Annotated in this window: 24 protein-coding genes and 3 pseudogenes; 5 read left to right on the top strand and 22 right to left on the bottom strand. The window is 40.4% G+C overall.

Features of this window, described 5'->3' with window-relative positions:
* Window positions 1–57 precede the first annotated feature (57 nt).
* On the bottom strand, window positions 58–882 hold the full coding sequence (locus NQ117_RS01760) for a MerR family transcriptional regulator (protein WP_258278132.1): 825 nt from the start codon (window positions 880–882) through the stop codon (window positions 58–60).
* Between the two features lie 230 nt (window positions 883–1112).
* On the opposite strand from NQ117_RS01760, the gene NQ117_RS01755 reads away from it, so the two are divergent.
* Both NQ117_RS01755 and NQ117_RS01750 read left to right on the top strand, forming a co-directional pair.
* Window positions 1113–1775, top strand: coding sequence for a class I SAM-dependent methyltransferase (locus NQ117_RS01755; protein ID WP_258276307.1), 663 nt, complete (start codon window positions 1113–1115; stop codon window positions 1773–1775).
* Window positions 1776–1893: 118 nt separating this feature from the next.
* Window positions 1894–2430, top strand: a complete 537-nt coding sequence (locus NQ117_RS01750) for a hypothetical protein (RefSeq protein WP_258276306.1) — start codon at window positions 1894–1896, stop codon at window positions 2428–2430.
* 73 nt (window positions 2431–2503) lie between these two features.
* Here NQ117_RS01750 and NQ117_RS01745 read toward each other — a convergent pair whose 3' ends face one another.
* The 8 genes and pseudogenes from NQ117_RS01745 to NQ117_RS01710 form a co-directional block, all read right to left on the bottom strand.
* The gene (locus tag NQ117_RS01745) at window positions 2504–3994 is read right to left on the bottom strand and encodes a DHA2 family efflux MFS transporter permease subunit (RefSeq protein WP_258278131.1); all 1491 of its coding nucleotides are present in this window, start codon (window positions 3992–3994) and stop codon (window positions 2504–2506) included.
* A gap of 98 nt (window positions 3995–4092) precedes the next feature.
* On the bottom strand, window positions 4093–4695 hold the full coding sequence (locus NQ117_RS24230) for an ankyrin repeat domain-containing protein (protein WP_258278130.1): 603 nt from the start codon (window positions 4693–4695) through the stop codon (window positions 4093–4095).
* 225 nt (window positions 4696–4920) lie between these two features.
* Window positions 4921–5175: pseudogene (locus NQ117_RS24225) on the bottom strand (S-layer homology domain-containing protein); the annotation flags it as partial.
* 585 nt (window positions 5176–5760) lie between these two features.
* On the bottom strand, window positions 5761–6888 hold the full coding sequence (locus NQ117_RS01730) for an NAD(P)/FAD-dependent oxidoreductase (protein ID WP_258278129.1): 1128 nt from the start codon (window positions 6886–6888) through the stop codon (window positions 5761–5763).
* A gap of 156 nt (window positions 6889–7044) precedes the next feature.
* Complete coding sequence (locus tag NQ117_RS01725) at window positions 7045–7812, bottom strand: Cof-type HAD-IIB family hydrolase (protein WP_258276305.1); 768 nt, start codon at window positions 7810–7812, stop codon at window positions 7045–7047.
* A 530-nt stretch (window positions 7813–8342) separates the two neighbouring features.
* Window positions 8343–8939 carry a hypothetical protein gene (locus tag NQ117_RS01720; RefSeq protein ID WP_258276304.1) on the bottom strand — a complete coding sequence of 199 codons (597 nt, stop codon included), beginning with the start codon at window positions 8937–8939 and terminating at the stop codon, window positions 8343–8345.
* A gap of 19 nt (window positions 8940–8958) precedes the next feature.
* Entirely contained in the window at window positions 8959–9690 is a 732-nt protein-coding gene (locus NQ117_RS01715) for a hypothetical protein (RefSeq protein WP_258276303.1), read from the bottom strand.
* A 771-nt stretch (window positions 9691–10461) separates the two neighbouring features.
* Window positions 10462–10641 (bottom strand): annotated as a pseudogene (locus NQ117_RS01710) (HAD hydrolase family protein); the annotation flags it as partial.
* Between the two features lie 85 nt (window positions 10642–10726).
* Here NQ117_RS01710 and NQ117_RS01705 point away from each other — a divergent pair.
* Complete coding sequence (locus NQ117_RS01705) at window positions 10727–11422, top strand: Crp/Fnr family transcriptional regulator (protein WP_258276302.1); 696 nt, start codon at window positions 10727–10729, stop codon at window positions 11420–11422.
* Between the two features lie 19 nt (window positions 11423–11441).
* Here NQ117_RS01705 and NQ117_RS01700 read toward each other — a convergent pair whose 3' ends face one another.
* The 8 genes and pseudogenes from NQ117_RS01700 to NQ117_RS01665 all read right to left on the bottom strand — a co-directional run bounded on the left by NQ117_RS01700 (window position 11442) and on the right by NQ117_RS01665 (window position 18088).
* Window positions 11442–12650 (bottom strand): cytochrome P450 family protein, encoded by a 1209-nt coding sequence (locus NQ117_RS01700; RefSeq protein WP_258276301.1) that lies wholly within the window; start codon window positions 12648–12650, stop codon window positions 11442–11444.
* A gap of 118 nt (window positions 12651–12768) precedes the next feature.
* Window positions 12769–12921: pseudogene (locus tag NQ117_RS01695) on the bottom strand (ATP-binding cassette domain-containing protein); the annotation flags it as partial.
* A gap of 13 nt (window positions 12922–12934) precedes the next feature.
* The gene (locus NQ117_RS01690; RefSeq protein WP_258276300.1) at window positions 12935–13804 is read right to left on the bottom strand and encodes a pentapeptide repeat-containing protein; all 870 of its coding nucleotides are present in this window, start codon (window positions 13802–13804) and stop codon (window positions 12935–12937) included.
* A 14-nt stretch (window positions 13805–13818) separates the two neighbouring features.
* Window positions 13819–14148: a PadR family transcriptional regulator gene (locus NQ117_RS01685; RefSeq protein WP_258276299.1), complete on the bottom strand. Its 330-nt coding sequence runs from the start codon at window positions 14146–14148 to the stop codon at window positions 13819–13821.
* Window positions 14149–14395: 247 nt separating this feature from the next.
* On the bottom strand, window positions 14396–15871 hold the full coding sequence (locus NQ117_RS01680) for an amidase family protein (RefSeq protein WP_258276298.1): 1476 nt from the start codon (window positions 15869–15871) through the stop codon (window positions 14396–14398).
* A gap of 184 nt (window positions 15872–16055) precedes the next feature.
* Complete coding sequence (locus NQ117_RS01675; protein WP_258276297.1) at window positions 16056–16322, bottom strand: CD3324 family protein; 267 nt, start codon at window positions 16320–16322, stop codon at window positions 16056–16058.
* A gap of 358 nt (window positions 16323–16680) precedes the next feature.
* Window positions 16681–17679 (bottom strand): NAD(P)/FAD-dependent oxidoreductase, encoded by a 999-nt coding sequence (locus NQ117_RS01670; RefSeq protein ID WP_258276296.1) that lies wholly within the window; start codon window positions 17677–17679, stop codon window positions 16681–16683.
* Window positions 17680–17812: 133 nt separating this feature from the next.
* On the bottom strand, window positions 17813–18088 hold the full coding sequence (locus NQ117_RS01665; protein WP_258276295.1) for a HesB/YadR/YfhF family protein: 276 nt from the start codon (window positions 18086–18088) through the stop codon (window positions 17813–17815).
* A 322-nt stretch (window positions 18089–18410) separates the two neighbouring features.
* Here NQ117_RS01665 and NQ117_RS01660 point away from each other — a divergent pair, with 322 nt between their 5' ends.
* Window positions 18411–19061 (top strand): helix-turn-helix transcriptional regulator, encoded by a 651-nt coding sequence (locus tag NQ117_RS01660; RefSeq protein WP_258276294.1) that lies wholly within the window; start codon window positions 18411–18413, stop codon window positions 19059–19061.
* A 132-nt stretch (window positions 19062–19193) separates the two neighbouring features.
* On the opposite strand, the gene ahpF is transcribed toward NQ117_RS01660, so the two are convergent.
* Together ahpF and ahpC are read right to left on the bottom strand one after the other, a co-directional pair.
* Entirely contained in the window at window positions 19194–20723 is a 1530-nt protein-coding gene (gene ahpF, locus NQ117_RS01655; protein ID WP_258276293.1) for an alkyl hydroperoxide reductase subunit F, read from the bottom strand.
* Between the two features lie 13 nt (window positions 20724–20736).
* Entirely contained in the window at window positions 20737–21300 is a 564-nt protein-coding gene (ahpC, locus tag NQ117_RS01650; protein ID WP_258276292.1) for an alkyl hydroperoxide reductase subunit C, read from the bottom strand.
* A gap of 273 nt (window positions 21301–21573) precedes the next feature.
* On the opposite strand from ahpC, the gene NQ117_RS01645 reads away from it, so the two are divergent.
* Window positions 21574–21864 (top strand): peptidoglycan recognition protein family protein, encoded by a 291-nt coding sequence (locus NQ117_RS01645; RefSeq protein WP_258276291.1) that lies wholly within the window; start codon window positions 21574–21576, stop codon window positions 21862–21864.
* Between the two features lie 206 nt (window positions 21865–22070).
* Here the strand turns inward: NQ117_RS01645 and NQ117_RS01640 are convergent, their stop codons facing one another.
* From NQ117_RS01640 to NQ117_RS01630, 3 genes are all read right to left on the bottom strand, one after another.
* Window positions 22071–23447 carry an alpha/beta hydrolase family protein gene (locus tag NQ117_RS01640; protein ID WP_258276290.1) on the bottom strand — a complete coding sequence of 459 codons (1377 nt, stop codon included), beginning with the start codon at window positions 23445–23447 and terminating at the stop codon, window positions 22071–22073.
* Between the two features lie 449 nt (window positions 23448–23896).
* Window positions 23897–24841, bottom strand: coding sequence for a bifunctional riboflavin kinase/FAD synthetase (locus NQ117_RS01635; protein ID WP_258276289.1), 945 nt, complete (start codon window positions 24839–24841; stop codon window positions 23897–23899).
* 60 nt (window positions 24842–24901) lie between these two features.
* Entirely contained in the window at window positions 24902–25144 is a 243-nt protein-coding gene (locus NQ117_RS01630; RefSeq protein ID WP_258276288.1) for a YuzB family protein, read from the bottom strand.
* Window positions 25145–25151 lie beyond the last annotated feature (7 nt).

Below are 25151 nucleotides of genomic sequence, written 5' to 3'. Positions count from 1 at the left end.
GAGTAGAATTCATTTAATTCTCTACAGTAAAAGTTCAGGAAAACAACGGATTGCGCTTTATTTATTCTTAATAGGAAAATACACTTCGGTAACAAGTTCTTCTGGAGCAGTGACTTGGCTAGGATCTGTTATATATACCTCGTATGGGGATTTCACCAACGAATAGCCTTCCTGCTCTATCCACTCCATCAGCTTGGCGTATACGGAGGTCAATTCAGGATAAGGGCCTTTTAAAATAGACTTGGCACAAAGGCCTCCAAGCAAATCTCTCGTTCCCTTGACAGCCTCTTTTATTGGAAGAGCAAATTCCGTATCATTGCCAGCAGGATTGTAATCAGGACTGTGATAAATCGTCATCGGCGTGCCAAGTAACGTAAGCTGATCGGCAGCAACCTTTTCATAAAGTCTGCTAAAATACGGTCCGTATCCTGCAACGAGATCATCACTGCTTATCAGCTGACGGATGGAAAGAATATTCATTGTTGGCGTTTCAACAAGCTGTATTTCTATCTCATCAAGATAAGACATAAAAGGAACGCTCTTTTCTAATTTGGAAATATCATTATTCATCTGCTTCAAGGTATACGCAAGAGCTTGTATCTTTTCCTGTACCCCGCTTCGTTTACGATGTAAGGCTTTATGAAGACTTTCTTCGAATTGGTCTTCCTCCCATTCTAGAACCTCTCTGATTTCTTCCAGAGAAAAATGATAGGATTTCAAGCGATTGATAAAGATCATTTTTTTGAGCTGCCTGATGGAGTAGTACCTATATCCGTTTTCTGGATTTATCTCATCAGGAATCAGTAGTCCAACCTCAGCATAATAGCGAAGCGTTTTCGTAGATACTCCGCATATTTTTGAAAATTCGCCAATCGCTAGCACCAACTCGCCTCCCTTCTTCCTTTTGGTATGGGCTGTTACTGCTTGATCCTTTCCTTATCGAAACTTGCTTCTTTTTCACTGTACACTTTCCCCTAAGGGTAAGGTCAACACGAAAAGTAATATAGTGTTTCTGCGTGCCGATATTTAGAGATCAAGGATTACAGAACTTAGTGTCGAATAAAAAAATGGTAATCACAACTGATTAAATACGTGTAAAAGAGGTAACCGTTTTGAAAACAACGATACATCAATTTAACAAAGTTGCAGAAGAATATGATTTTGTGAACACGTTATTATATGACTACTCTTTTTTTATGAATAACTTCCCCTTGCAACGAGGTCGAGCCTTAGATGTTGGCTGCGGTTCAGGTATACTTGTAGATGAATTGTCCTCTCATTTCGATGAGGTCATTGGTATCGATATTTCAGATGAAATGCTCAAAATAGCTCAAGTGAAGCGTCAGCGTTCAAATACAACCTACATCAACATGGATGCAGAGCATCTTGCCTTTGATAAAAAATTTGATTTCATTGTGAGTCGGACTACTGTTCATCATCTAAATGATATACCGCGTGTTATAAACCATATCAAAAGCTTACTGAATGATGGCGGAAAAATGGTCATTTTCGATAATGTATCGGAGGTAGAAACTCCTCCTACTTACGTCTATGTGATTGGAGCAATTCTTGAGTTTACTCCACATCTTCGCAAATTCGGGCTAAAAAACGCCATTAGAATTTTCAAACACAACACTTCAAAATCATGGCTTGAACATCTAGCATCTGATAAGTATTTATCAGAAAAACAATATCATGATTTATATGAATCGTTATTACCAAATTGCAGACTTCATAAATTGGGCTGGGCTATGGGCATTGTGTGGGAAAAATAACGTTAATCTACTAACGATAAAAACTATACGACAACCTACTTGACACCTATACCTTTCCGATTCCTCTTCCAGACATATACTTTAGAAAGATCTACTAGAATGAGGAGGATGTTCGTCCGTGGTTAAGAAATCTGACAGACTCACTATAATTATAGAAAAAGGAAAGAAACGTATAGTCACTAGAACACCGCTTGCTGGAGTAGATAGATTAGTATTTGTCGTAAACCATCAGTTTACGAATGCCCCCAATACAACACAAATTGCAAGTGGTGCAGGCCGCAGCGGTGCTGCTGGGAATAATGCTGCTATAAAGTCACCCTATACCCAACAGCAGCAGAGCGTCGGAGCTGGAGGAATAGCCACCAATAAATGGTTGAAATCTGCTCATCACAAACTGAACCGCCGAAATAACTGGGGAAAATCTCGTCGTCCTTATAAAGAAATTGTTGTAGTCCTCAACGATCAAATTGTAAAACTTCCTGCAAATGCTCCTAACGCATCAGCTACACAGATCGCAAGCGGCGCTGGGAAATACAGTACTAGCGGCACGAACTCCGCCATCGAAAGCACGGGAACGAAACAGCAGCATGCGGTAGGAGGAGGCGGAACTGCTCGGAACAAATGGGTCAACAAACGGAGAAAAACAAGAAAGTAATCATCATTACTCACATGTAAAAGGGAGCTCTGCATCGACTATGCATTGCTCCCTTTTATCACTCTATCATCTATTAACTCACTCTATCGCTTTCTAATGAATAATTACCTTTTTCTTGTTTATCCCTTTTCTCCGCATCTCCAACGATCACTCGCTTGATGAAGAGAGAGCAAATAAGGCCGATAACAGCAACAATGGATGCAAATATATAGGCATGCTGAACGCCGGAAACCAATGCCTCGATTTGAACTTCTGGGCTAGAAGAATGGTTAGCCTGATCCAAATAGGTGCGTTGACTCGCATTCAAAATACTTACACCGATAGCTGTTCCGATAGCACCGCATGTTTGAATCGTCGTATTGACGATAGCTGAACCATCCGGGTACATAGATCGTGGCAGTTGGTTAAGACCATTGGTTTGTGAAGGCGTCGTAGTCATCGACATTCCTACCATTAGTAACGTATGGAAAATAATAATGATTACAGGATTAATCGTAGTAGATAAATTCGTAAATACGATAACGGAAATCGTTGCTAGTACAAAACCCGGGATAACCAGCCGTCTCGGTCCATATTTATCAAAAATACGTCCGTTTAAAAGTGCCATGATCCCATTGCAAACTCCACCAGCTAACAAATATAATCCAGCCTCAGCTGAGGTGAAGCCGAGCGCCCCCTGCATAAACATCGGCAAAAGCAAGGTGCTCGAAAAAATAATCATATTGCTTAATACCGTTAGTCCGATCCCCATCCTAAACATCGGATATGTAAATACCCTCACATTCAGGATCGGCTCCTTTAGGGACAGCTGCCGAATCACAAAAAGAATCAGAGAAGTTACGCCGACAACGAGAGGTATTAATACAGTCAAACTCGTCCATCCCTCATTTTCTCCAGCTCGACTGAACCCAAACACAAGTCCTCCGAAACCCATTGTTGAGAAAATAATAGATAACATATCGATGTTGGGCTTCCTATCCGTCGATAAATCAATCAAATAAACGATACCAAGCGCTAAGGCTAGCAAATAAAACGGTATCGGTATCCAAAATATCCAGTGCCAATCAAGCTGCTGAATAATAAATCCTGAAATCATCGGCCCAATCGCTGGTGCAAACATAAGAACAAGGCCAACAATACCCATCGCTGTTCCACGTTTTTGTATGGGGAAAATAACGAGAACGGTATTAAACAACAAAGGCGTGATTAAACCTGTGCCCGTTGCCTGAACGATTCGACCGATTAATAATATAACGAAACTAGAGGAAGTTGCTGCAATGAACAATCCTATCACGGAAAAACAAACACCCGTAATAAATAAATTCCTAGTCGGAAACCTCTTAATAAGCAGCCCTGAAATAGGAATAAGAATACCGAGAACAAGTAAGTAACTCGTTGTTAACCATTGTACAGTTGATGCTGAAATTTGAAATTCGATCATTAAACCACGTAAGGCAATATTTAAGGCTGTTTCACTAAACATCCCCATAAAACCACAAATGAGTAAAGACATCATAAGCGGAATAACTTTAATCTGTTTCCTATTCGCTTGGCTAGATTGCATATGAGCTGTCATGTATGACTCCTTCTACTTGTATGTAACTAAAAAGAGATAGAGTGCCAGAGATAAATGGCTTGCTCTATCCCTTTATGAATGAAAATCTATTTCCCGCCGGCACGCTCCAAAGCATCAATCATTTCTTGATAGCCGCGGCTCTTAGCATGCTGCAGCGGAGTCACGCCATCATTATCAGCAAGGTTGACATCAGCTCCGTGCTCAATCAATAAGTTGACGATCGCCTGATGATGTTTCCCGCCGTCTCCCAAAATGACAGCTTCGAGTAAAGCGGTCCAGCCTAGGTTATTTACGTGATTCACTTTTACGTCGGAATTAGTCAGTAATTCCCGGACAACCTCGACATGCCCACGATCAGCTGCTGGAATAAGAGCAGTGCCGCCAAAGCGGTTAGTAATCGTCGTATCAGCCCCTGCTGCAATCGCAGCTTTTACAAAGTCCAGCTTCCCTTCAGCTCCAGCAAATAGCAACGGGTTATCCTTATTATTTTCTCTAATGTCGATATTAGCTCCCTGCTTGACAAGCAGTTTAAACAGATCTAGCTGGTTTGTATGTACAGCGATCATCGCTGAAGTCCGGCCTCTTTCATCCGTTGTATCTATATTAGCGCCATCTTTCAAAATCTTTACAACTAATACTTGATTTCCTTGCTTCACAGCTGCTAACAAATCGCCATTCAACTTCTCCATATCCTTCACTCCCTTTTGGTTTTCTTGGTTTACTTGCTCCTCTACAGGTTGTCCGACTTCAGCCTTACTAGCTTGCCGGGCAATGTTCAATAGATACGCTGCTTCTCCGCGAGTAGCATTGCTTCGTTCTGAATAAAAAGGTTGTGCCCACTTTTCCACGGATTTCACATCCCGATTTAACGCCTTGGCTACGATCTGCACAAGTTCTGCGTCTGTCAGTGTTCCATTCGCTTCAAAACGTCCGTCTTTTGTCTGCATGATATCTCGAGCTGCCACCTCTGCCGCATACTTGTAATGCCATGCTTTCGAATACACATCCGTGAAGGTGGCTCCTTGATTCGCTTTACCTTGTAATCCAAACGCAAGAACGACCATTTTCGCTAGTTCTGCACGAGTGAGTACGTTGTGTATTTTCATAGAGCCGTCTTGGTAGCCGGTCATTACTCGAAGCTTGGCGAGTTCTTGAACAGCTTGTTCCATATCTTGTGTCAAGGCCTGCTTAATGGCTGGTTCTGCGTGGAGAACAGAAAGTGGTAAGGTTGTTGTTCCTAGAGCAGATATAAGCAATAAGCTAGCTAATTTAGTAGAAAGTTTTTTCATCGATAGGTCCTCCATTTCACACAAAGCTGCGATGCACCCTCATGTACTCCTTACATTTTTACATGTAAACATGCTAACATGGTTATAACGCATATGAAAAATATTAAAAAAATTAACTTTACATATCTTTTTCGTATGAAAGAATAAAGGCACGTGGAAGTTCAAGGATATCAGAAGCGAGAACTATTTCGAAGTAACTAAATTAATTAGAGGCTTTTACGTGTGTAAAAAAAGACGGATACTCCTCACAGAGAAGGAGATCCGCCGCATAAGACTGTAATTGTTTCTAATTATTACTGGATAAAAGAACCCGCTAATCGTCTACTTTTTAACCATTGTTTTAGCTAACTTTATAAGATCATCCTTCGTCAATGGACTGTCTGGATTTGTTTTCACTTTTATTTACAAGAGGAGAGAAACAACTCCCCAGCACTTTTTATTGTAATAGCAAGGCTATTCACTGAATCAGGTTTCATCCATTGCTTTTCGAATATCGTAATCATTTATATCGATATCCAGTTCCATTCCTAGCGCCAGTTTAGCGAGCTGCATCCCAATAAATGGACCCATTGTTAAGCCCGATGAGCCAAGTCCATTAGCCGCAATAAGACCATCCCAATCAGGAAAAGCACCGATAACTGGAAGAAAACCCGGTGTAAAAGGTCGAAAACCAACTCGTACTTCTTCAAACGTGCTCTTAGCTAATCCAGGTGCCAAGGTTAACCCTTTATTCAGAACTTCCTGCATGCCGCCAGATGTTACCCTTGTATCGTAGCCTTCTATATCATCTTCGTGAGTTGCTCCAATTACGATCTTTTGATGATCAAATGCTAACAAATATTGATCAGATGGAGGCATAACTACAGGCCAAGTGCTCGTGTCTGGTGCATCTTGAACTTGTACATGCATAATTTGTGCTTTTTGATACGTTACCTTAAAGTTAATGCCCAATGGCTGTAGAAGTGGCTTTGCCCATGCACCAGCGCACACGACAACTGCATCAGCCGAGTAGCTTTCTGCACCGACTTTCACTCCAGATACACGATTCGACTCATATTGCAGCGTGGCATCCCCATGAATGAGGACAGCCCCGTTTCTTTGTGCAGATCGAAAGAGTGCATCTCGCAGCGCACGACCATCTACACGGGCAGCACCGCTAATATGTACAGCATGATATCCTTCCGCTAACAGTGGAAACTGCTCACGGGCTTTATTTTCATGAAGCTGGGTAATCTCCCCTATTTCTGGTGCATCTTCTCTTCGGAGATGCGCTCGCTCTACCATCTTGTTGATTTTCTCCACATCATGATGAAGACTTAGCGATCCAACTTGAGCATAGCCCGTCTTGGTTTCACCTTCGCTTTCGAGTTGTTCAATCAATTCAGGGTAAAAGCGTGCACCAGCCTTCGCGAGACGGTACCAAGCTTGATTGCGTCGTTGTGTTAACCATGGGCAAATGATGCCAGCGGCTGCATCTGTAGCTTGTCCTTTATCTTTGCGGTCTACGATCAGGACCTCAGCACCCATTTTTGCTAAGTGGTAGGCCGTAGACGCCCCTAGAATTCCTGCTCCTACTACGATGACTTTCATTATAATTGCATTCCTTTCCTAACTCACTGTTTCCATTATAGCGAATTCCACATAAAAGCATAATAGTAACGAATTATTTCAGATCATAACAACCATCATCATAGCAGCTATTCATTATTACGAAAGTGAAGTACATCATCGTACAAAAGGACAGGCAACTTACATGTACTCTACAGCTACATGTTCACGACATAAATTTATAATTTTTTCAACCACTCTTTCTTCCTCATTAAGTACCTGTTCCGTGGCCAAGTCCGTAAGTTCAGGATGATTCCCTACACAAATAGAGCGTTGAGCGTGTTTGAACATGGACATGTCATTCGCATCATTTCCAAATGCGATAAACTCCTGTGGACGCAGTCCCAATGCTTGCAACCCTGCCCATTTATCCACGCCTGTTGGACTGATATCAATAATGTTCTCAGATCCATGCATATGAATAACGATCGAAAGCTGCTGCAGCTCACTTAGTAAACTTTGCTGATCATTACTATGTAAAATAACTATTTTCACGATCTCATTTAACTCTTCAAGAGGTCTTTGTACTGCCCTTCTATCTGGATCAACATTTCGTCTTATCGGATGATCCTCATCACCGGTATAAGCGTAATCCCATCTGCTGTCTATTAAATAACTAGCCTCATACTCCTGTATCAGTCGAATAAGCTTGTCCGTCAGTCCTGTATCAAAGTGCACGGTCGATAAAATGTTCCCTAGCGCTGCCACAAATGCACCGTTTCCTCCTACCATCGAATAAGAGTGCATATGTGTTGGGATAACAGGCAGCAAATCACGGATTGGTCTGGCTGAGGCAAAAATAATTTCATGGCCTTCATTCACCAGGAAATCAAGCGCATGTACCATCTTGCTACTTAGCGGCTTTCCTGAAAAACAAATTGTTCCGTCCAAATCAAAAACCATTTTCATCGTTTATTCTCCTTCGTTTTTATTTTTATCATATCAATTACTTGTATAATAAAAAGGACAGATGTCCGAAATGAGGAGAACACGATGAAAATGGATTTTATAGCAAAAATAGATTTTATTGCATCCCAACCTCTTATCAATGAATCTACCCAAATTGGAATATTTATCACTATTCTGAGCGTGGGACTACTTTGACAACGCTGTGTGCATTCGTTATTTTCACATTTTGAAAGAGAAAAGATACATCTCCCAATTGTTATCAATAACATAATGAGGTAAAGTTTTTTTAATTATGTATTTCTATAGTCGCGAGTGTCTCAATTAAGAAATTAATGACCGTTCCCCGATAAAAAATCGGGAAACGGTCATAGCATTAAGGCATAGCTTTTATTACTTGATAAGGATATATCAAATTTTCATTCTCTTATTAACTCTTCTTGAATTTAGCAGACAACTTAAATAATCTGAAGTTGATAATTTATACAAACTGTCATGTCATATAGCTCGACACTTCACACTTAAAAACAAAATTATTTATACATTATTCTAATATCTTTAGATTCAAATCTCTCATCAAAAATAACAACCCATATCATACTAGAACTTGCTTCTATTAAAGTGGCCTCTTTGCTCAATCCTTGATTATTGAATTGTACAAATACTTTTCCGTTAGGTCTTTCATCTAATCTTCCATAGTAAATAGAGTATACTCCCCCACCTAAACTCCCTGATGAGTAAATCCATTCAGGGGCTTCAGCTTTTTGACTCAAATATCCGTTAATACTTGTTAGAGACTTTTTTCTAGACTTGTTGATATATGCTATTCCTATATCAGAGTAAGTAGTTCTTTCAAATAAAGATATATGACCATTTTCTACATCAAAAGTATGAAGAATTGAAAAATCATCATGAATCTCCTGCCAATCAATAGCGTCTTTAATATTTTTACTAGATCCAAGACAAGATATCAAGGAGAGAATAGGAATTAAAAATAGTACATAACGTATAATTGTCTTCAATCTCATATCTATCTCCTCAACTGGAAAAAATGGCTCAGAAGGTGCAGCCATTTTTTCCTTAATCAACTTCCGTAAAAATTCTAACTTATGATTAATTCTATTAATCATAAGTTAGACGCACTTTCAATTAATAATAAAATGATGTAAGATGCGACTTTTGATAGATGTCAGTAGATGGGGTAAACGTAACGGATGGTGGATAACCAACGGATGCAGAAATTTGCATACTTTTACCTGTATAGCCTACTACACCTACTGCATCTGTTGTACCAGTATCTCCCGAAGCACGTCTTAATGAAACATCAACAGTAGTATAGATATCATTAATATGACTTGGAACACTGGAAAACGCAAAAGAAACACCGCTTTCTGGCACTGCCGAAATCAAGCTCATAGATTTATAAACCGGATTCCCCCAATAGTCTCCATAATGTACTTCAGCACTATAATTTATTGCATTCCAATTATCAGACCAGGCGGTACCAGATGCTACTTGTTTTATTTGGTCAAACTCCAAAGGGCCTTTATCAACCCCACCCATTACAGTTATCCCTTTACAAGTAAAACCATTCATACAAGAATTTCCTGTGTTTCCACCAATAATTGTAACATTGATGTCGTCTATACCACTTAAAGTGGAGGGCTGAGCTTCAGAAGACAATACTTTAGCAGTTCCATTATATTTATCATAGATCTTTAATAGAACAGTTCTCTTAATATTATCCATTCCTGATATTTCAATATCAGAGAAGCCCATACTCTTTAATTTTTCAATAGAAAGATCCTTTGCAGTAACGTTAACAGAAAAAACTGTAATAAACAAAAGAATAGTCGTCGCAAAAATAGAAAATCTCTTCATTTGAATCCTCCTCTATTTCTCTTGAATTGCTTATATGATATAGCTGGCCAGCTTATCAACAATAGTACATAAATGCAAAAGTCTTGACATAGGCCTGTATTATTCTCAAAATTCTCTAGAGTTAGATTATAATATTTATGCAGACCCTATTATTTAATACCCGAAATATATCTAACAACAAATTGAACTCTATCTATGCAAGTTGTCATATAAGTTTTTTGAATATAATTCACAAGAATAAAGCAAATAACCGTGATTTTAAAATGCTCAATTTTATTTGATAAGTATCGAATGATCTAATATATATACTATTTAATAATTTCATATGGGTTTCAGTAACTATCTATTTCTTAGAAATAATCGAGTATAAGGTTCGGATAGAATAATAATTCAAAGCACTTCCGTTGAAAAAATTACATTCGAGGATAATTTTAGGAGTATTTATACTTGGAAAATAATATGTTATCACATTCCAAACATTTGTCAACCACATGTATTTGAATTTATATACCTTTTTGTCGAACGGGTTACTTAAAGCATTAATATTGCAAATTATCGGTATAGCGTTAGTGACTTTTCTAATGTTTAATGTATCTTTCAAAATAATATTGCTTTAAGAGAAATGAGTATGGCTTATTACTTTACCCGCATAATTATATTTAATAATTCGACTTAGATTGAGAACTTTAAGGTGATATTTGTCTAATCCTACAGAATCAAAAAAATTATAATTTTTTCAACCACTCGTTTTTCCTCATTATGTACCTGTTCCATCGAATAAGAGTGCATATGCTCAGGAATTATGGGCAATAGATCACGAATTGGTCTCGCAGAAGCAAAAATAATTTCATGACCGTCATTCACCAGGAAATCAAGCGCCTGTATCATCTTGCTACTTAAAGGCTTTCCCGAAAAACAGATTGTTCCGTCCAAATCAAAAACCATTTTCATCGTTTATTCTCCTTCGCTTTTTATTTTTATCATATCAATTGCTTGTATAATAAAAAGGACAGATGTCCGAAATGAGGAGTATACGATGAAAATGATTCATGATAGCGATATGATCCAGCACTATCTCGTAAAATATCAACTCGATAATCTTTTCGCACAATCGCAATCCAATTCCTTGCCACTACAACTTCGCATCTATAAGCCTAATGAACTCATACTTAGAGAAGGAGAAGAACTGGATGGCATTTATTTTCAAGTTGCAGGAAAAACAAAAGTGTCATCCAGTGTCGAGACAGGAAAAGCGCTGCTGCTTCGGTTCTGCCATCCTTTATCTGTGTTTGGTGATATTGAGCTGATCCAAAACGTTGTCATTCAGTCTCAGGTTGAAGCCGTACAGCCGACTGCTTTTTTATACGTGAACAAGAAGACCGTTGAAACTGAACTCATGAAAGATTATCACTTTTTAAATGAGCTTCTAAAACATCTTTCTTATAAACTTCAAACCTGTACCACAGCTTCAAGAATCAATCTATTAGCTTCTGTTGAGGAGCGCTTTGCAAGCTATCTATTAACGACACATCTTAAAAATGAGTTCGGTAAGGAGATGCTGACGCCGCACATTTCTGAGATCGCATCTTTAATAGGAACGACTCCGCGGCATCTGAATCGTGTCATTGTAAAGCTGAATGAAATGGATATCCTACGTAAAGAAAAGAAAAAGTTATATGTGCTAGATTGGGAGCGTTTGGACGAACTGTCCAATGGACTACGATATGATTAATGCGTTGAATTACCGAAGGTTAGAAAGTCATGGGGATGCTAGAAATGGAACGCACTATTCCACTATGGTTATAAACCAAGTCATCTGGATCAACCGCCAATTTTAAATCAGGGAAGCGTCTAAATAAAGTACGAAAGGCAACCTTGGCTTCCAATCTTGCAAGTGGCGCGCCCAAGCAGTGATGAATACCTTTGCCGAGAGCAAGATGAGCGTTTTCACTTCTCGTAATATCGAATACTTCAGGATTGGAAAATTGTTTGGGATCAAAGTTCGCTGTGCCAAGAGAGAATAGTACCATGTCACCTTTTCGGATGTTTTTCCCATGCATCGTTATATCTTCACCTGCAAAACGCAAGCTAATCATGATCGGCCCAGCATAGCGAAGCAGTTCTTCAATCGCATTAGGCAGCAAGGAAAGATTACTGCGCAGCAATGCTAATTGGTCGGGATGGTTCTGCAAAGCAACCATACCATTTCCAATCAAATTCGTTGTAGTCTCATGTCCAGCCGTAATGAGTAATTGAACAGTAGAGAGCAGTTCTGGTTCACTTAGTTTATCCCCTTGATCGTGTGCATGTAAAAGAGCGCTGATTACATCTTCCGTTGGATGTTTTCGTTTTTCTTCCAATGTTGCTCGGATGCATGAGTAATATGCTTTGATCCATGCTTGATGGTCTTGCTGCGGATTTGTCTTTATGCTCACCCACAAATCACGAATTTTATGTTGATACAAAACAGGTATTCCTAGCATCTCGGTAATAACCCGAAATGGTAGCGGAAAGGCGAAATCTGCAATAAGATCCATCTTTCCTTTTTTCTGTACTGCATCCAATAATTCATCTGCAATCTGTTGAATGCGAGGTTCTAAATTCACGATCATTTGAGGAGTAAAGGCTTTGGCTGTTAACCTGCGCAAACGAGTATGATCAGGAGGATCAGAGTCCAGCATATTGGGAAAATTGATACTCCATTCCCACTTCTCAGATCGATCTTCTAAGTCTGGTTGTTCTTGTGTAGGCTGTAGCTTTCGCACATCTTTAATAAACCGAGGATCTTTGAGAATAGCTGCTGTATCCTCATAGTGAATCGCAAGCCAAGCCGGTCCCATTCCATAATAATCATCTAATCGGATAAGCGGCTCTTGCTGTTCCGTTAGCTTTTTATAAAAGCCAACAACATCCTTCATATTTTGTGGCGAACTAAAATCTTCTGTTGTAATCTTTTGCATGTGCTTCCCCTCTCTTTCGTTTATATGCTCTCATTGTAAAGATATAAGACACGAGCATAATTCTAATATTTCATCAACAGCAGCAAATTGCCCGGTCAGACTAATTGCCCACCGCACGGACAACCGTTGTCTTGCCTGCCCCGTTGGAGCCAAGGAGAGCGAAAACACTCCCCTTCTCCACCTCGAAATCAACGCCCTTGAGCACTTGATGCTGCTTGTAGCATTTTTGAAGCCCTTTTACTTGAATGGATTTGGTTTGTACGGTTTGCATCTGAATCCCTCACTTAAATGACCGTAACTTTAGACAAATCAACGACCCATAGGCCTTTAAGTGCAGCATAGGTCAGCTTATCCATCGTCGCGCCGTCAAAGCAGACGGTTTTAAAATCAAGGTAAGATTTGTTTGTCATGGAAAAAGGAAGGCGGAATGACACGTTCTTGAGTGTCGCTCCCCTAAACGAAACATCGTTAAGTGCAGACTTGTCAAATTTGACACCGATGAAGGTCTGTCCGTCAAAATGAATCCCGCGCAGATCGCAATGTTTGAAATCAACGCCGTTAAAGATACAGTTCTCAAAGCTTATTTTTCTAAGATCGCTCTTGGTTAAAGTGACGTCGGTCAGTTTTACGTCTTTAAATTTTGCTCCGTCCAGCCCGGACGTGTTGAAGTGGGTGCGAACAAGGATCGTTTTATGGAAGCTCGCATTCGTAAGGTCAATGGTGGATAGGTTGCAGTCTGTCAAATTTGCGCTGTCAAACTTGGCTTCACTCACATCACTGGTTGCAAACGAGCTACCAGTCAAGTCTGCGCCAGTAAAGTCGGCTCTGTTCAAGGAACTCGCTTTGAATGTTCCTTTGTGCAAAATAACACCCGCGAAATCACTTTCTTGCAAATCGATCGCGCGGAGGTTTATCTGCACTTGCCGCTCCAACGATCGGGAGAGATTCGCGACCTCCAAGATCGTCTGCTCAATGTCGCCGATACTATCAATGGTCATCTTAAATGCCGTCTCATCGTCTTTACCCTCAGCTCTAAGTTCACTATACCGTTCCTGTAGATCGGAAAGCAGGTCGGTCTTTAACTCGGTGGCGCTCTTTACCCCGTCGTATGGCGTAAAAACGCCATTCAAATAATCGGTCAATTTCTGATTCATCGCATCAAATCCCCTTATAATAAGTTTTCTAACACGTGCTTGGCATACTCCCAATTGCTTTTATTGCGCGAGTATGTAACCTTGCCCTTTTCGGTAATCCTAAAATATTTGCGCCGTCCGCCCTGCGATTCATCGCCCCAATACCATTCAATATCGCCATCTGCCTCAAGCCGACGGACACTGGAATACATCGTGGCTTCCTTTAATTCATACTCACCACTCGAGCGCTCGGCAATCAGTTTGACAATCTCATAGCCATAGCGGTCAGCTTCTGACAAGAGCCGTAAAATCATCGTATCTGTATGTCCGCGCAGCAGGTCGGATGTGATTTTCTTCTCACTCATTCAACCACCTCCTTATTTGCATAATACGATATAGTACTGTGACTGTCAAGGTAGTATTTTAATTATAATACTTTGTTGAAGAAACTTGAATCATTTTTAGATGGATTAGTTAATCGAGCACTAAGGCTGGAGGTTGAAGTTCCAGGAACAGCAAAAAGCTCCCCTACGCGCCTGCGGAAGAGGAACTTAAACATTTCATATAATCCTATCTATTTTGTGGATGTTATCAACTTCGCTTGTACGATTCCTAACGCTTTAAATCGGGCATTTTTCTATGTTTCGTCGCTTGTTCGAAGGCATAAGCGATACGAATGAGTGTCGGTTCGCTAAAGGCTGTCCCTGCAAAGGTAACACCGAACGGCCTACCATTCGCTTGGAATCCAGCAGGTACCGCTATGGAAGGGTAACCTGCTTTCGCACTAATATCCGCACCCACATAAGCTGGAAATAATATTGCGTCTAATCGATATTTTTGCAAAGCATAATCGATCCCTCTATTTTGTGAATCATATAAGTCATTGATGGACTCTAGTAGGTACTTAGGATTTTTTAATGGATGGATTATCTGCGAACGAAACTTTAGCTTGTCCTGTCCATATTTTAATGCCTGATCAACATGCTGTTCGTTCCATTCTATTAACTCATCTAATGTGTGAACAGGAAGATGAGCTGGTAGGCTTTGCAAATAGTTCTCCATCGCATGCTTGAATTCACACTGCATTTTGTTGTACGTCCATTCATTATGGAAAGTCGGAATTTCAACATTTTCAATTATCGTGGCTCCACACGTTTGCAGTGCAGATACAACATCATTAAATAATTGTTCGTCATATTCGCCACTATCACGGAAATGGTTAGATGCAGCATTCCTGAATACACCTATGGTTGTATTTCTTAATCCCTCTTTATCTAAGAAAGCCGTGTAATCTAAGTTAGGTCGTTCTTGCTTCCAAGTGGCTGGATCTTGTTCATCTTTCCCTACAAGAATACTTAGTACAATCGCTGCATCCGTCACATTTCTTGCCATTGGTCCCGCTGTATCCTGCGAATACGACCATGGAATAACGCCCGAACGGCTTATTAAGCCTACGGTCGGTTTAATCCCAAAGATAGCTTGATTGACAGCTGGGCTTAAAATGGAGGCAGACGTCTCTGTCCCCACTGATACTGTAGTGAAGTTAGCTGCAACGGATGCGGCAGAACCTGTACTCGATCCACCAGGAAAATGATCACCATATGGATTTTGGGTTTGACCTCCTACTGAACTGTATCCCGCCCACATCGTGGATGACATCCCATTGGCCCACTCGGTCAGGTTTGCTTTTCCCAAAATAATAGCGCCAGCTTGCCTTAGCTGTTGAACCAAGAATGCATCATTAGAACTTACATGATGCTGCAATGCTAATGCGCCAGCACATGTATTCATCTTGTCATTCGTTTCAATGTTTCCTTTCAGCAATACAGGAACACCGTGTAATGGTCCCCTTGCTCCTGTTTGTTTTCTTTCTCGATCTAACCCCTCTGCAATAAATATCGCATCTGGATTGATTTCCATAACAGCGTTAATCATCGGCCCATCCTGATCATAGATGGCTATGCGGTACATGTAATACATGACGAGTTCTCTGGAGGTAATCTCACCTCTATTCATGGCATTCTGTAGCTCCAGTATGGTTGCTTCCTCGAAATTCACATCGTTGTTTATTTGGAAAATATGATCCATGCGTATCCCTGCTTTCGATTTTCATTCACTTCATTGCGCTTTCATAGTCCTATGATGTTCGATTCAGTTGTCATTTCATAATAGATTGAATGCTTCTCCACCTATATATATAAAATCATTCCTAATCATGTTTGCACATAGAAAAAAGGCTTGCGGGCTTACTCCCACAAACCTTATCGTTTCGCTATTTTTTTGCGTACACAATTTTCTTGATACTATTATAAGAAAGAAAAAATTGTTCCGTAAGCTGATCAATCGTTGTCCCCTCTTTAAATTGCTGCTGAATTTGACGATTCCTCAAGTCCAAGTAAGTTCGGTTGCCTGATTTTTCGCCCCACTTTTTGCGAGATCCTTCAGCATTAGGGATATATAACGTCTGACCTTGTATATACTTCTGAACTTCCTTCAATAAATGTTCTGGTAAAACAGCTTCTGCACTCGTATATTTCAAAGATGATCGACTCCTTAAAATCAAAATCATTTTAAGGCAGCAAAATCTATACGATAAACGGTTCTCACCATATACGAGTTAGCAATGAAAACATGCGGTCCTCTTTAGTCGGCTCCATGCAAATAACCGCTGTCATTATCATATAGACTTTGCATGGAGCTTCTTGTTAGCAGCACTATAGTTCAAGCTATTCCCTCCTTATTACGATACCAAAATTTTGATAACGATAACGCCATCATTCATTATTCGATGATATTTACGTTAACTCCTTCTCACCGGATATAATACCTTTACACAAAGAAAAACCCGCAAGTTCGCTTGCGGGCTTATTACCTGTTATTTAACGAAATATGATGTTTTAAAACTTCATATTGCTGCTGTGACCTGGGGAAAGTTTAGCACTTGGATCAATATACACTTTCGCATTGTTGATCGCCGTTGGTGCTTCACCTAATCCTACAGCAATAAGCTTCAATTTACCAGGGTACGTCGTAATATCTCCTGCAGCAAAAATACCTGGAATGTTCGTCTCCATTTTCGTATCGACACGAATGGAACCTTTTTCAATATCCAATCCCCATTCAGAGACAGGGCCTAGGGAGGAAACAAAGCCGTAATTGACGATTAACGCATCACAAGCAATGCTCATTTCTTCACCCGTACGATTGTTTACGACCGTAAGCTCATGTAAGCGATCTTCGCCACTGAGCTGTTTAACATCCATGAAAGTCATTACGTTAACGCTGGATTTCATCAAGTTCTCAACACTATGTTCATGTGCTCTGAACTTGTCTCTGCGATGAATAATCGTTACGCTCTTCGCGATGCCTTCTAGCATCAGGGACCAGTCAACAGCAGAGTCTCCGCCTCCACATACGACAACGTCTTGTCCAGCAAAGGACTGTAAGTCACCAATGAAATAATGCAGCCCTTTTCCTTCAAACGCAGCTGCTTCAGGAAGATCTAGCTTTCTCGGCTCAAAGGAACCTACTCCTCCTGCAATGATGACAGAACGTCCAATATGTTCACCTTTATTCGTAACCACTTTAAATAGACGCTCATCTTCCTTAATGACTTGCAGTACTTTCTCCTCTAGTTTAATATCAACCGGAAATGCACTCATTTGCTCTTTCAAACGGTTTACCAACTCTTGAGCTGTCACTTTAGGGAAACCTGCAACGTCATAAATATATTTTTCCGGGTACAGGGCTGCCAGCTGACCTCCTAATTGAGGCATGCTATCGATGATTCTCGCGCTTGCACTGCGCATTCCTGCATAGAATCCAGCAAACATACCCGCCGGGCCTCCACCAATTATGATCATATCCACGATTTCATTTGTTTGTTGCTCCTGCATGATGTTTCTCCTCTCACGGTAACACAATAATATTTATCTCTTCATTTCATGTAATCAATATGTATACCTTATATACTAAAATATATAAATTTCTATATAGTAAAGCATACATACTTACGGACACGAAATGAGCTTAATGGAAAAATACTCCCTCTTCTTCATTGCTATCTATTTTCAATATTTTATGTTTAAACATCCATGCATCGCTATTTTCAATAAAAAATTGATAGCCGCCAATCGTCTTCACTAGAGCAGGATCAATCGGATCTGCACTCGCATTTATGCCGATTGCGAAAGCATCATCGCTTGCACCAACGTATTTCGCATATATTCTTACATACTGACCTTCTACTAACGCCCACTCGTGTTGGAAAGAACGGATCGCATTTTCAGAGATTACGATTTCCATGATGATTTCACTCCAATCCTGTTTATAAGTACCTGCGGTTTCACTTATAGAATTGTTAATTTGTTCTGGAACTTTCCACTACCCAAAAAGTAAGTTATACTTTTTATATCTATAAGTATAATATTTTATTAAGCTTTTCGTCAATAAACTTCATTTTAAATGCTCATCAATATGATTTGACCTAAACATACCTTACTCTTATCTATCCGCATATCTATCAATATTTTATACTTTATAGTATAATTATAAGATTAAAATTTGAGTGAAAACTACGGTGTTTGAATGAGAGTTAACTCCACCTGTTTATTGGAGGGACAGTTGCATGGAAATTACAAAGAAAAGCACGAAAGATAAAATTCTTACTTTGCTTAAAAGAGAAGTTGTGTTGACTGTAAATGAACTTACAGAACTTTTAGATATAACGCATATGGCTGTGAGAAAACATCTGAATGTGCTGGATAAAGACGGGTTCATTATAACGAATGAAGTACGGCAGCCTATGGGAAGACCGATTCAAACGTTTTCTTTATCGGAAAAGGCAGAGGTTTACTTCCCTAAAAATTATGATGGCATTAGTCTTGAGTTTCTTCACGATATTGAAGAGTTGTATGGGAACGAAGCGATTCAACGTCTCTTTGATAAGAGACAAGAACGATTGACGAATGAATATGATACAAGAATGCACAACAAAACTGCATCTGAAAAAGTTACTGAAATGGTTAAGATTCAGAACGAAAAAGGCTACATGGCTGGCTATTCTCAAATTGATGAAACCACATACGAATTAGTGGAGTATAACTGCCCTATTCTATCGGTTGCGAGAGAGTTTAAGACCGCTTGTAGCTGCGAAACAGATATGCTGAAAAGTGTGCTCGGTACGGAAGATGTATCGAGAACATGCTGCCGTACAGATGGAGATCATTTTTGCAAGTTTGTCGTAAAGTTTGATGAAGTGGATAAAAGTATAGTGTAGCTCTTGTGAGATCATACTTCATCTTTAAAAACTTAACTAAGATCAAAAAACAGCCCCTACTTCGCATGAAGTAAGGGCTGTTTTTCTTATCTATTCAGAGATAACAAGCATTTGCTCCTATCTCATAATCGATTAATTACGGATTAGGTAATCGAATGCACCTAGAGCCGCAGTCGCACCAGATCCCATTGAAATGATAATCTGCTTGTATGGACTATTCGTACAGTCACCGGCAGCAAACACTCCAGGAATGCTTGTAGCACCATGACTGTTAACCACGATTTCACCCATACGAGTGCGTTCAACGGTATCTGCTAACCAGTCTGTGTTTGGCACAAGACCGATTTGCACAAATACACCTTGCAACTCGATATGCTTCTCTTCACCTGTATCGCGATCGATATACGTAACGCCATCGAGCTTATCAGTTCCCGTTAGTTCCTTCGTCTGAACGTTCTTCAGAACCGTAACATTCGGCAAACTGTATAAACGATCTTGAAGCACTGAATCTGCTTTGAGCTCTGGGGCAAACTCAAGAACCGTCACATGTTTCACGATACCAGCGAGATCAATCGCTGCTTCGACACCAGAGTTACCACCGCCGACAACTGCAACATCTTTGCCTGTGAATAGAGGACCATCACAATGTGGGCAGTAAGCCACCCCTTTGTTCTTGAACTCCGCTTCACCAGGTACGCCAATATTGCGCCAACGAGCCCCCGTTGAAATAATGACTGTTTTACTCTTGAGAACAGCACCGTTTTCAAGCTCAATCTCGATGAAGTCGCTCTTATCAAGACGTTTAGCACGCTGCGTTTTCATTACATCAATGCCATATTCCTTGACTTGCTCTTCAATACTAGCAACGAGCTTAGGACCTTCCGTGTACTTTACACTAATAAAGTTCTCGATGCCCAACGTATCATTCACTTGACCGCCAAAGCGATCTGCAACGATACCTGTACGGATCCCTTTGCGCGCAGCGTAAATCGCTGCACTTGCTCCAGCTGGGCCACCGCCGACAACAAGAACATCATAAGGAGCCTTATTGTCAAACTCCGATGCATCAGGAGCCGTACCCAACTTAGCGAGAATTTCTTCAACCGTCGTACGACCGCTCTCAAAAAACTCGCCATTGAGGTAAACGCTTGGAACAGCCATAACGTTCTTGCTCTCTACCTCTTCTTTGAATACTGCACCATCAATCATCGTATGTGAAATGCCAGGATTGAAGATACTCATCAAGTTCAATGCCTGTACCACATCTGGACAGTTGTGGCAGCTTAGGCTGATATAAGATTCAAACTTATACTCGCCTTCTATGCTCTTAATTTGATCAATCACGCTTTGATCAACTTTAGGAGCTCTTCCGCTTACCTGAAGCAATGCCAATACTAAAGAAGTAAACTCGTGTCCGAGAGGCGTACCCGCAAAGGATACGCCTGTCTCTTCACCAACACGATTTACACTAAAGCTTGGTGTTCTAGGTAATTCGGTTTTTTCTACGATAATCATGGTAGACATACTGGCAATCTCATCTATAAGAGACATCATCTCTAAAGATGCGGCATCATCGCCAGCACTAACTTTTAGAACGATATCGCCTTCTAATAGCTGTAAATACTGCGCTAGCTGTTGTTTGATGTCTTGATCTAATGCCATTTACAGTCCCACCTTAGATTTTGCCTACAAGATCAAGGCTTGGCTTAAGTGTTTCGCTACCTTCTTGCCATTTAGCTGGGCAAACTTCACCTGGGTTGTTGCGAACGTATTGAGCAGCTTTGATTTTGCTGATAAGCGCACTTGCATCACGACCGATGCCGCCAGCAGTGATTTCAACTGTTTGGATTACGCCTTCTGGATCGATGATGAAAGTTCCACGATCTGCAAGACCTGCGGACTCGATCAATACATCGAAGTTGCGGGAGATCACATGAGATGGATCGCCGATCATAATGTACTCAACCTTACCGATTGCTGGGGAGCTTGCATGCCAAGCTTTATGTGTGAAATGAGTATCTGTAGATACGGAATATACTTCAACGCCAAGTTGTTTCAACTCTGCGTATTGGTTTTGCAAATCTTCAAGCTCTGTTGGGCAAACGAATGTGAAGTCTGCAGGATAGAAGCAAACTACGCTCCATTGACCTTTGAAGTTTTGCTCAGATACTTCAAGGAATTTACCGTTTTGGAATGCTTGTGCTGTAAATGGTAGTACTTCTGTTCCGATAAGTGACATGTTTTATATCTCCTTTGACGTATAGTTTTATTTTATAGGTATAGAGTAAATTCATGACATGCTAAACTCAGCAGTCGAACTTACTTTATAATCATTATTATTTACTAGAGGGTGCAATCTGTCAAGCTATTTATAATCATTATAAAATGAGAACATTTTTCAGTTTGGGTTCTTCTCTTAATGGAACATTATTCATTATGATACGAATTGCACTATCGTATTCGTAATGGTAATAACCATCGTCAATTACAAGATGAAATGAGAACTTATCACATGGAAAACAACGGATGGTCTGATATTGCTCAACATATTACCATCTTTCCAGATGGCACTGTTATGACTGGACGTAATATCAATACTACACCGGCATCAGCTAAAGGCTGCAACGGAAATGATAGTGAACATCCATTCATGTTCAAAATGATTGGAAATTTCGATGTAGGCTTTGATCATCTGGAGGGCAAACAGTTACATAGCGCGTTATCGGTTACTCGTTATTTTCATGAACAAGGTGTAGACATTGTTTTTCATCGAGAGTGTTTAATTAATGGACTCCCTGCCTAAAAGTTGTCCAGGCACAAGCATAGGCAAAAATGAATTTATTAACATGGTTGAAAATGAAGTTTAATCGCCTTTTAACACAGATGGGTCCTATTTAACAGTAACGATATAAAATTTGGAAGCCGTGTTGAGCGTAACCGAGATGAATATCCAACGGATAGAAAGGCGCTCCAGTTGTGGATGCGCCTCTACCTAATTCACCTATTTTATTAAATGAAACACAAATGCCAGTACAACGCCCATGGAATATATACGATACCCGCACCAATAACGATGATCTCCATCTTGCCCCGTTGCTGCCCTTCTCTTTTACGAATGACACGCACGATTGAAAGCAAGGTAAGAACTACCGTCACTGTAGACACGATTTGGATAAGCAGCCACAGCAATGGGGTTCCGAATACTACCAACCCGATATTTCTCCCGCCATTCATCCATAGAGTAACAAGATATGCCCAGAAACCAGTAATTGAAATCATCGCCGACAAACAAATCCAGTTGGTATACCCATTTATGAAAAGTGGCTGATGACTACGGATCTTTTTAACAAGCGACACAATAATTGCAGTTAAGCAAATGATCAATAGGATTGCCGATACGCCTAAATGTACCCAATATAAATCATACCAATCTATTTTTGCTACTTCTTTTGGACTTGAGCTCATTTGTACAGGCGTCTTTCCAATCGTTTGAGCCACAGGAGGTTGATCTTCTACAACTTGCTTAAGCCAAGAGGCCATTGCTTCCGCATAGCCAGGATATAGTGTCTTCAGTGTACGGAATCCATCATCGGTATTGTTATAGATGGAATGATCGGCTCCCTCTATAAATTGAAGCGTATAATGTCGATTGCCAGAACTATCAAATGCATCTTTAAGGATTTGCGCGCTTTCAGCAGGTGGCACTTGACGATCGATACTGCCCCAAATTGCTAGAAATGGTTGATGAACTTTTTTTAGAATGGGAACAGGATCGTACATATCTGCTTCCGATGAAGATAGCGACAACATAACACCTGCTCCATTGCGTACAAGAGCTTGAATGGGTGTTGGATTCGTCACCCCTTGGTGTCGCAGTCGATTTTCCACATTCCATGTTTGCTGCTGGATCGGAGAAATTCCTGGTGCTCCACTCGTTATGACAAATGCGATGTCTGTGGACTGCGATGCTGCAATCGGGGCAACCCATCCACCTTCACTAATTCCCCACACGCCGACTTTGTTTTTCATTACATCTGATCTCTCTTGCAATGCATGTACGCCTGCTAATAAATCCTGCGCTAACAGATCATAAGATCGATTCGTTTTGGAGTAACCTTTGCTGCGCTTGTTATACACTAAGGTGATAAGCCCTTCTTTAGCAAACACCTCGGCTTCTTTGCGGAGTGCTGTCTGATTTCCGCCGCCACCCTCTTTATTGATACCAGAACCATGCGCGAGTACAATACCCGGATACGTGGAAGCTTTATGAGTAGGAATCAATATCGTACCTTCGATGACTTCCTCAAACTCTCCTTTGCCGCTCACGAAAGTAACTTTCTCTTCCCGGAAAGCCCCTGCTTTAGCTAGTGCCGAGGTTACATTCATAACCCCACTAGGAATTAGCATTGCTATAAAGCTGACTAATAAAAAACATATGATTGCCTTGTTACATTTGTCTACGTAAGTCCGCAACTGAAATACCCCTTTTCTTTTTAGGTGAAAATGTGAAGCAATGGCCAGAATTGATTGCGACATGTGTCTGTTTGATAAAGCACCATACTCTATGAGTTGGATTTCATTGTAAAAGATAGAAGCTGTATGAGAATTATGGTGCAAAGAAGGGATAAATGGAGTGTCTAATCGTGTTGTTCATGTGAAGCAAGTATATGTTTGCTTATAATGGACGTTCTAAAATGGCATGCATCCTTCATTAGAATTTTGAATGTATGTAATTGCAAAAAGGAGCCTCAGTCATCACTGTGGCCCCTCGCTTTTGTTCGTATATTCGATCATACTGCACATAGTAGTTTACAAATTAACTGTCTCATTTTCATTCAACGTTTAGTTCCAAAAAATGCTGTAGCGTTATCTTTGTCAATGTTCATTTGATCTACGAGCGCATCGAGATTATTGAATTCTATCTCATCTCGGAAATAGCTTAGAAAAGATAAGGACAAGGTCTTATCATATAAGTTCCCGGAATAGTCAAGTAAATGCGCCTCCATACAGTACTCTGTTCCACCAACAGTAGACCGATATCCTGCGCTTATAAGGCAATTCCAAAACTCATTTCCAGATAAATCACTATGAATCTCCGCTATTCCGGCATAAATGCCTGGCTTTGGAAGAATGTATCCATCAACCGTTTCCAAATTGGCTGTAGGGAAACCTAGTTGTCTTCCTAATGCATCTCCGTGAATGACATGTCCTGTGATCCGATAGGGCCTGCCTAGTAAAGCTTGAGCTGCTTCTACTTTACCTTCAAGTACGTAGTTTCTTATCGTTGTGCTGCTTATTTTTTCACCATTGGCATTTATATGAGGTACAACGGTTACCTGAACACCAATTTGACTGCATAGTAAAATCAATTTTTGGATGTCACCCTGACCTTTATGCCCAAATCGGAACCCTTCACCCACAACAATTCTTTTAATATGTAAGCTAAGAAGATGCTCCAGAACAAAATCATCTGCTAACACCTGCGCGTACTCCTGGGTAAATGCAATTTGATAAAAACGTTTTACACCAAAGTCAGATAAGATCTTTATTTTCTCTTGTACTGGTGTTAACGAATGCTTATATTCAGGATTTTGACGCAATACCCATAATGGGTGTTCCGAGAAACTCATCACGGATAAAATATCGCCAGCTTCCAAATAACTTCTTGCTGTTTGCAGCAGCTGAATGTGCCCTTTATGGACACCATCAAACTTCCCTATTAACAGTACTTGTGATTGCGTATCAATCGGTGGTTTGCCTGCTAGATGAATAAACTCCATGCTGATTCGACCCTCCCACTTCCGTTCCTTTCGCACGCTCGTTCGGTACTGCCTCTTCTATTAAAACTCTTCATTGATTTCAGAAATCACCTTAGTAACTTTTTCAAAGCATTGCGAAATTGTACGAGCTGTGACCACCTTGCCGTTTACCAGCGCATACGGTCGTGAACGGCAAAGTCCGCAGCGATTCAGACACTCCATTTTCAAAACAGGGAGATCTAGATGTTCTTGTTCAAAATGTTCAAGCTCCGCGGAATGAATTTGGTTCGATCCGCACAATTCAACAATTACAAAACCAAACATAATGATT

The organism is Paenibacillus sp. SC116 (genome assembly GCF_024733555.1).
Classification (GTDB): domain Bacteria; phylum Bacillota; class Bacilli; order Paenibacillales; family Paenibacillaceae; genus Paenibacillus_B.
The sequence above is the reverse complement of the archived record's forward strand: the minus strand, read 5'-3'. Positions and strand labels throughout refer to the sequence as shown.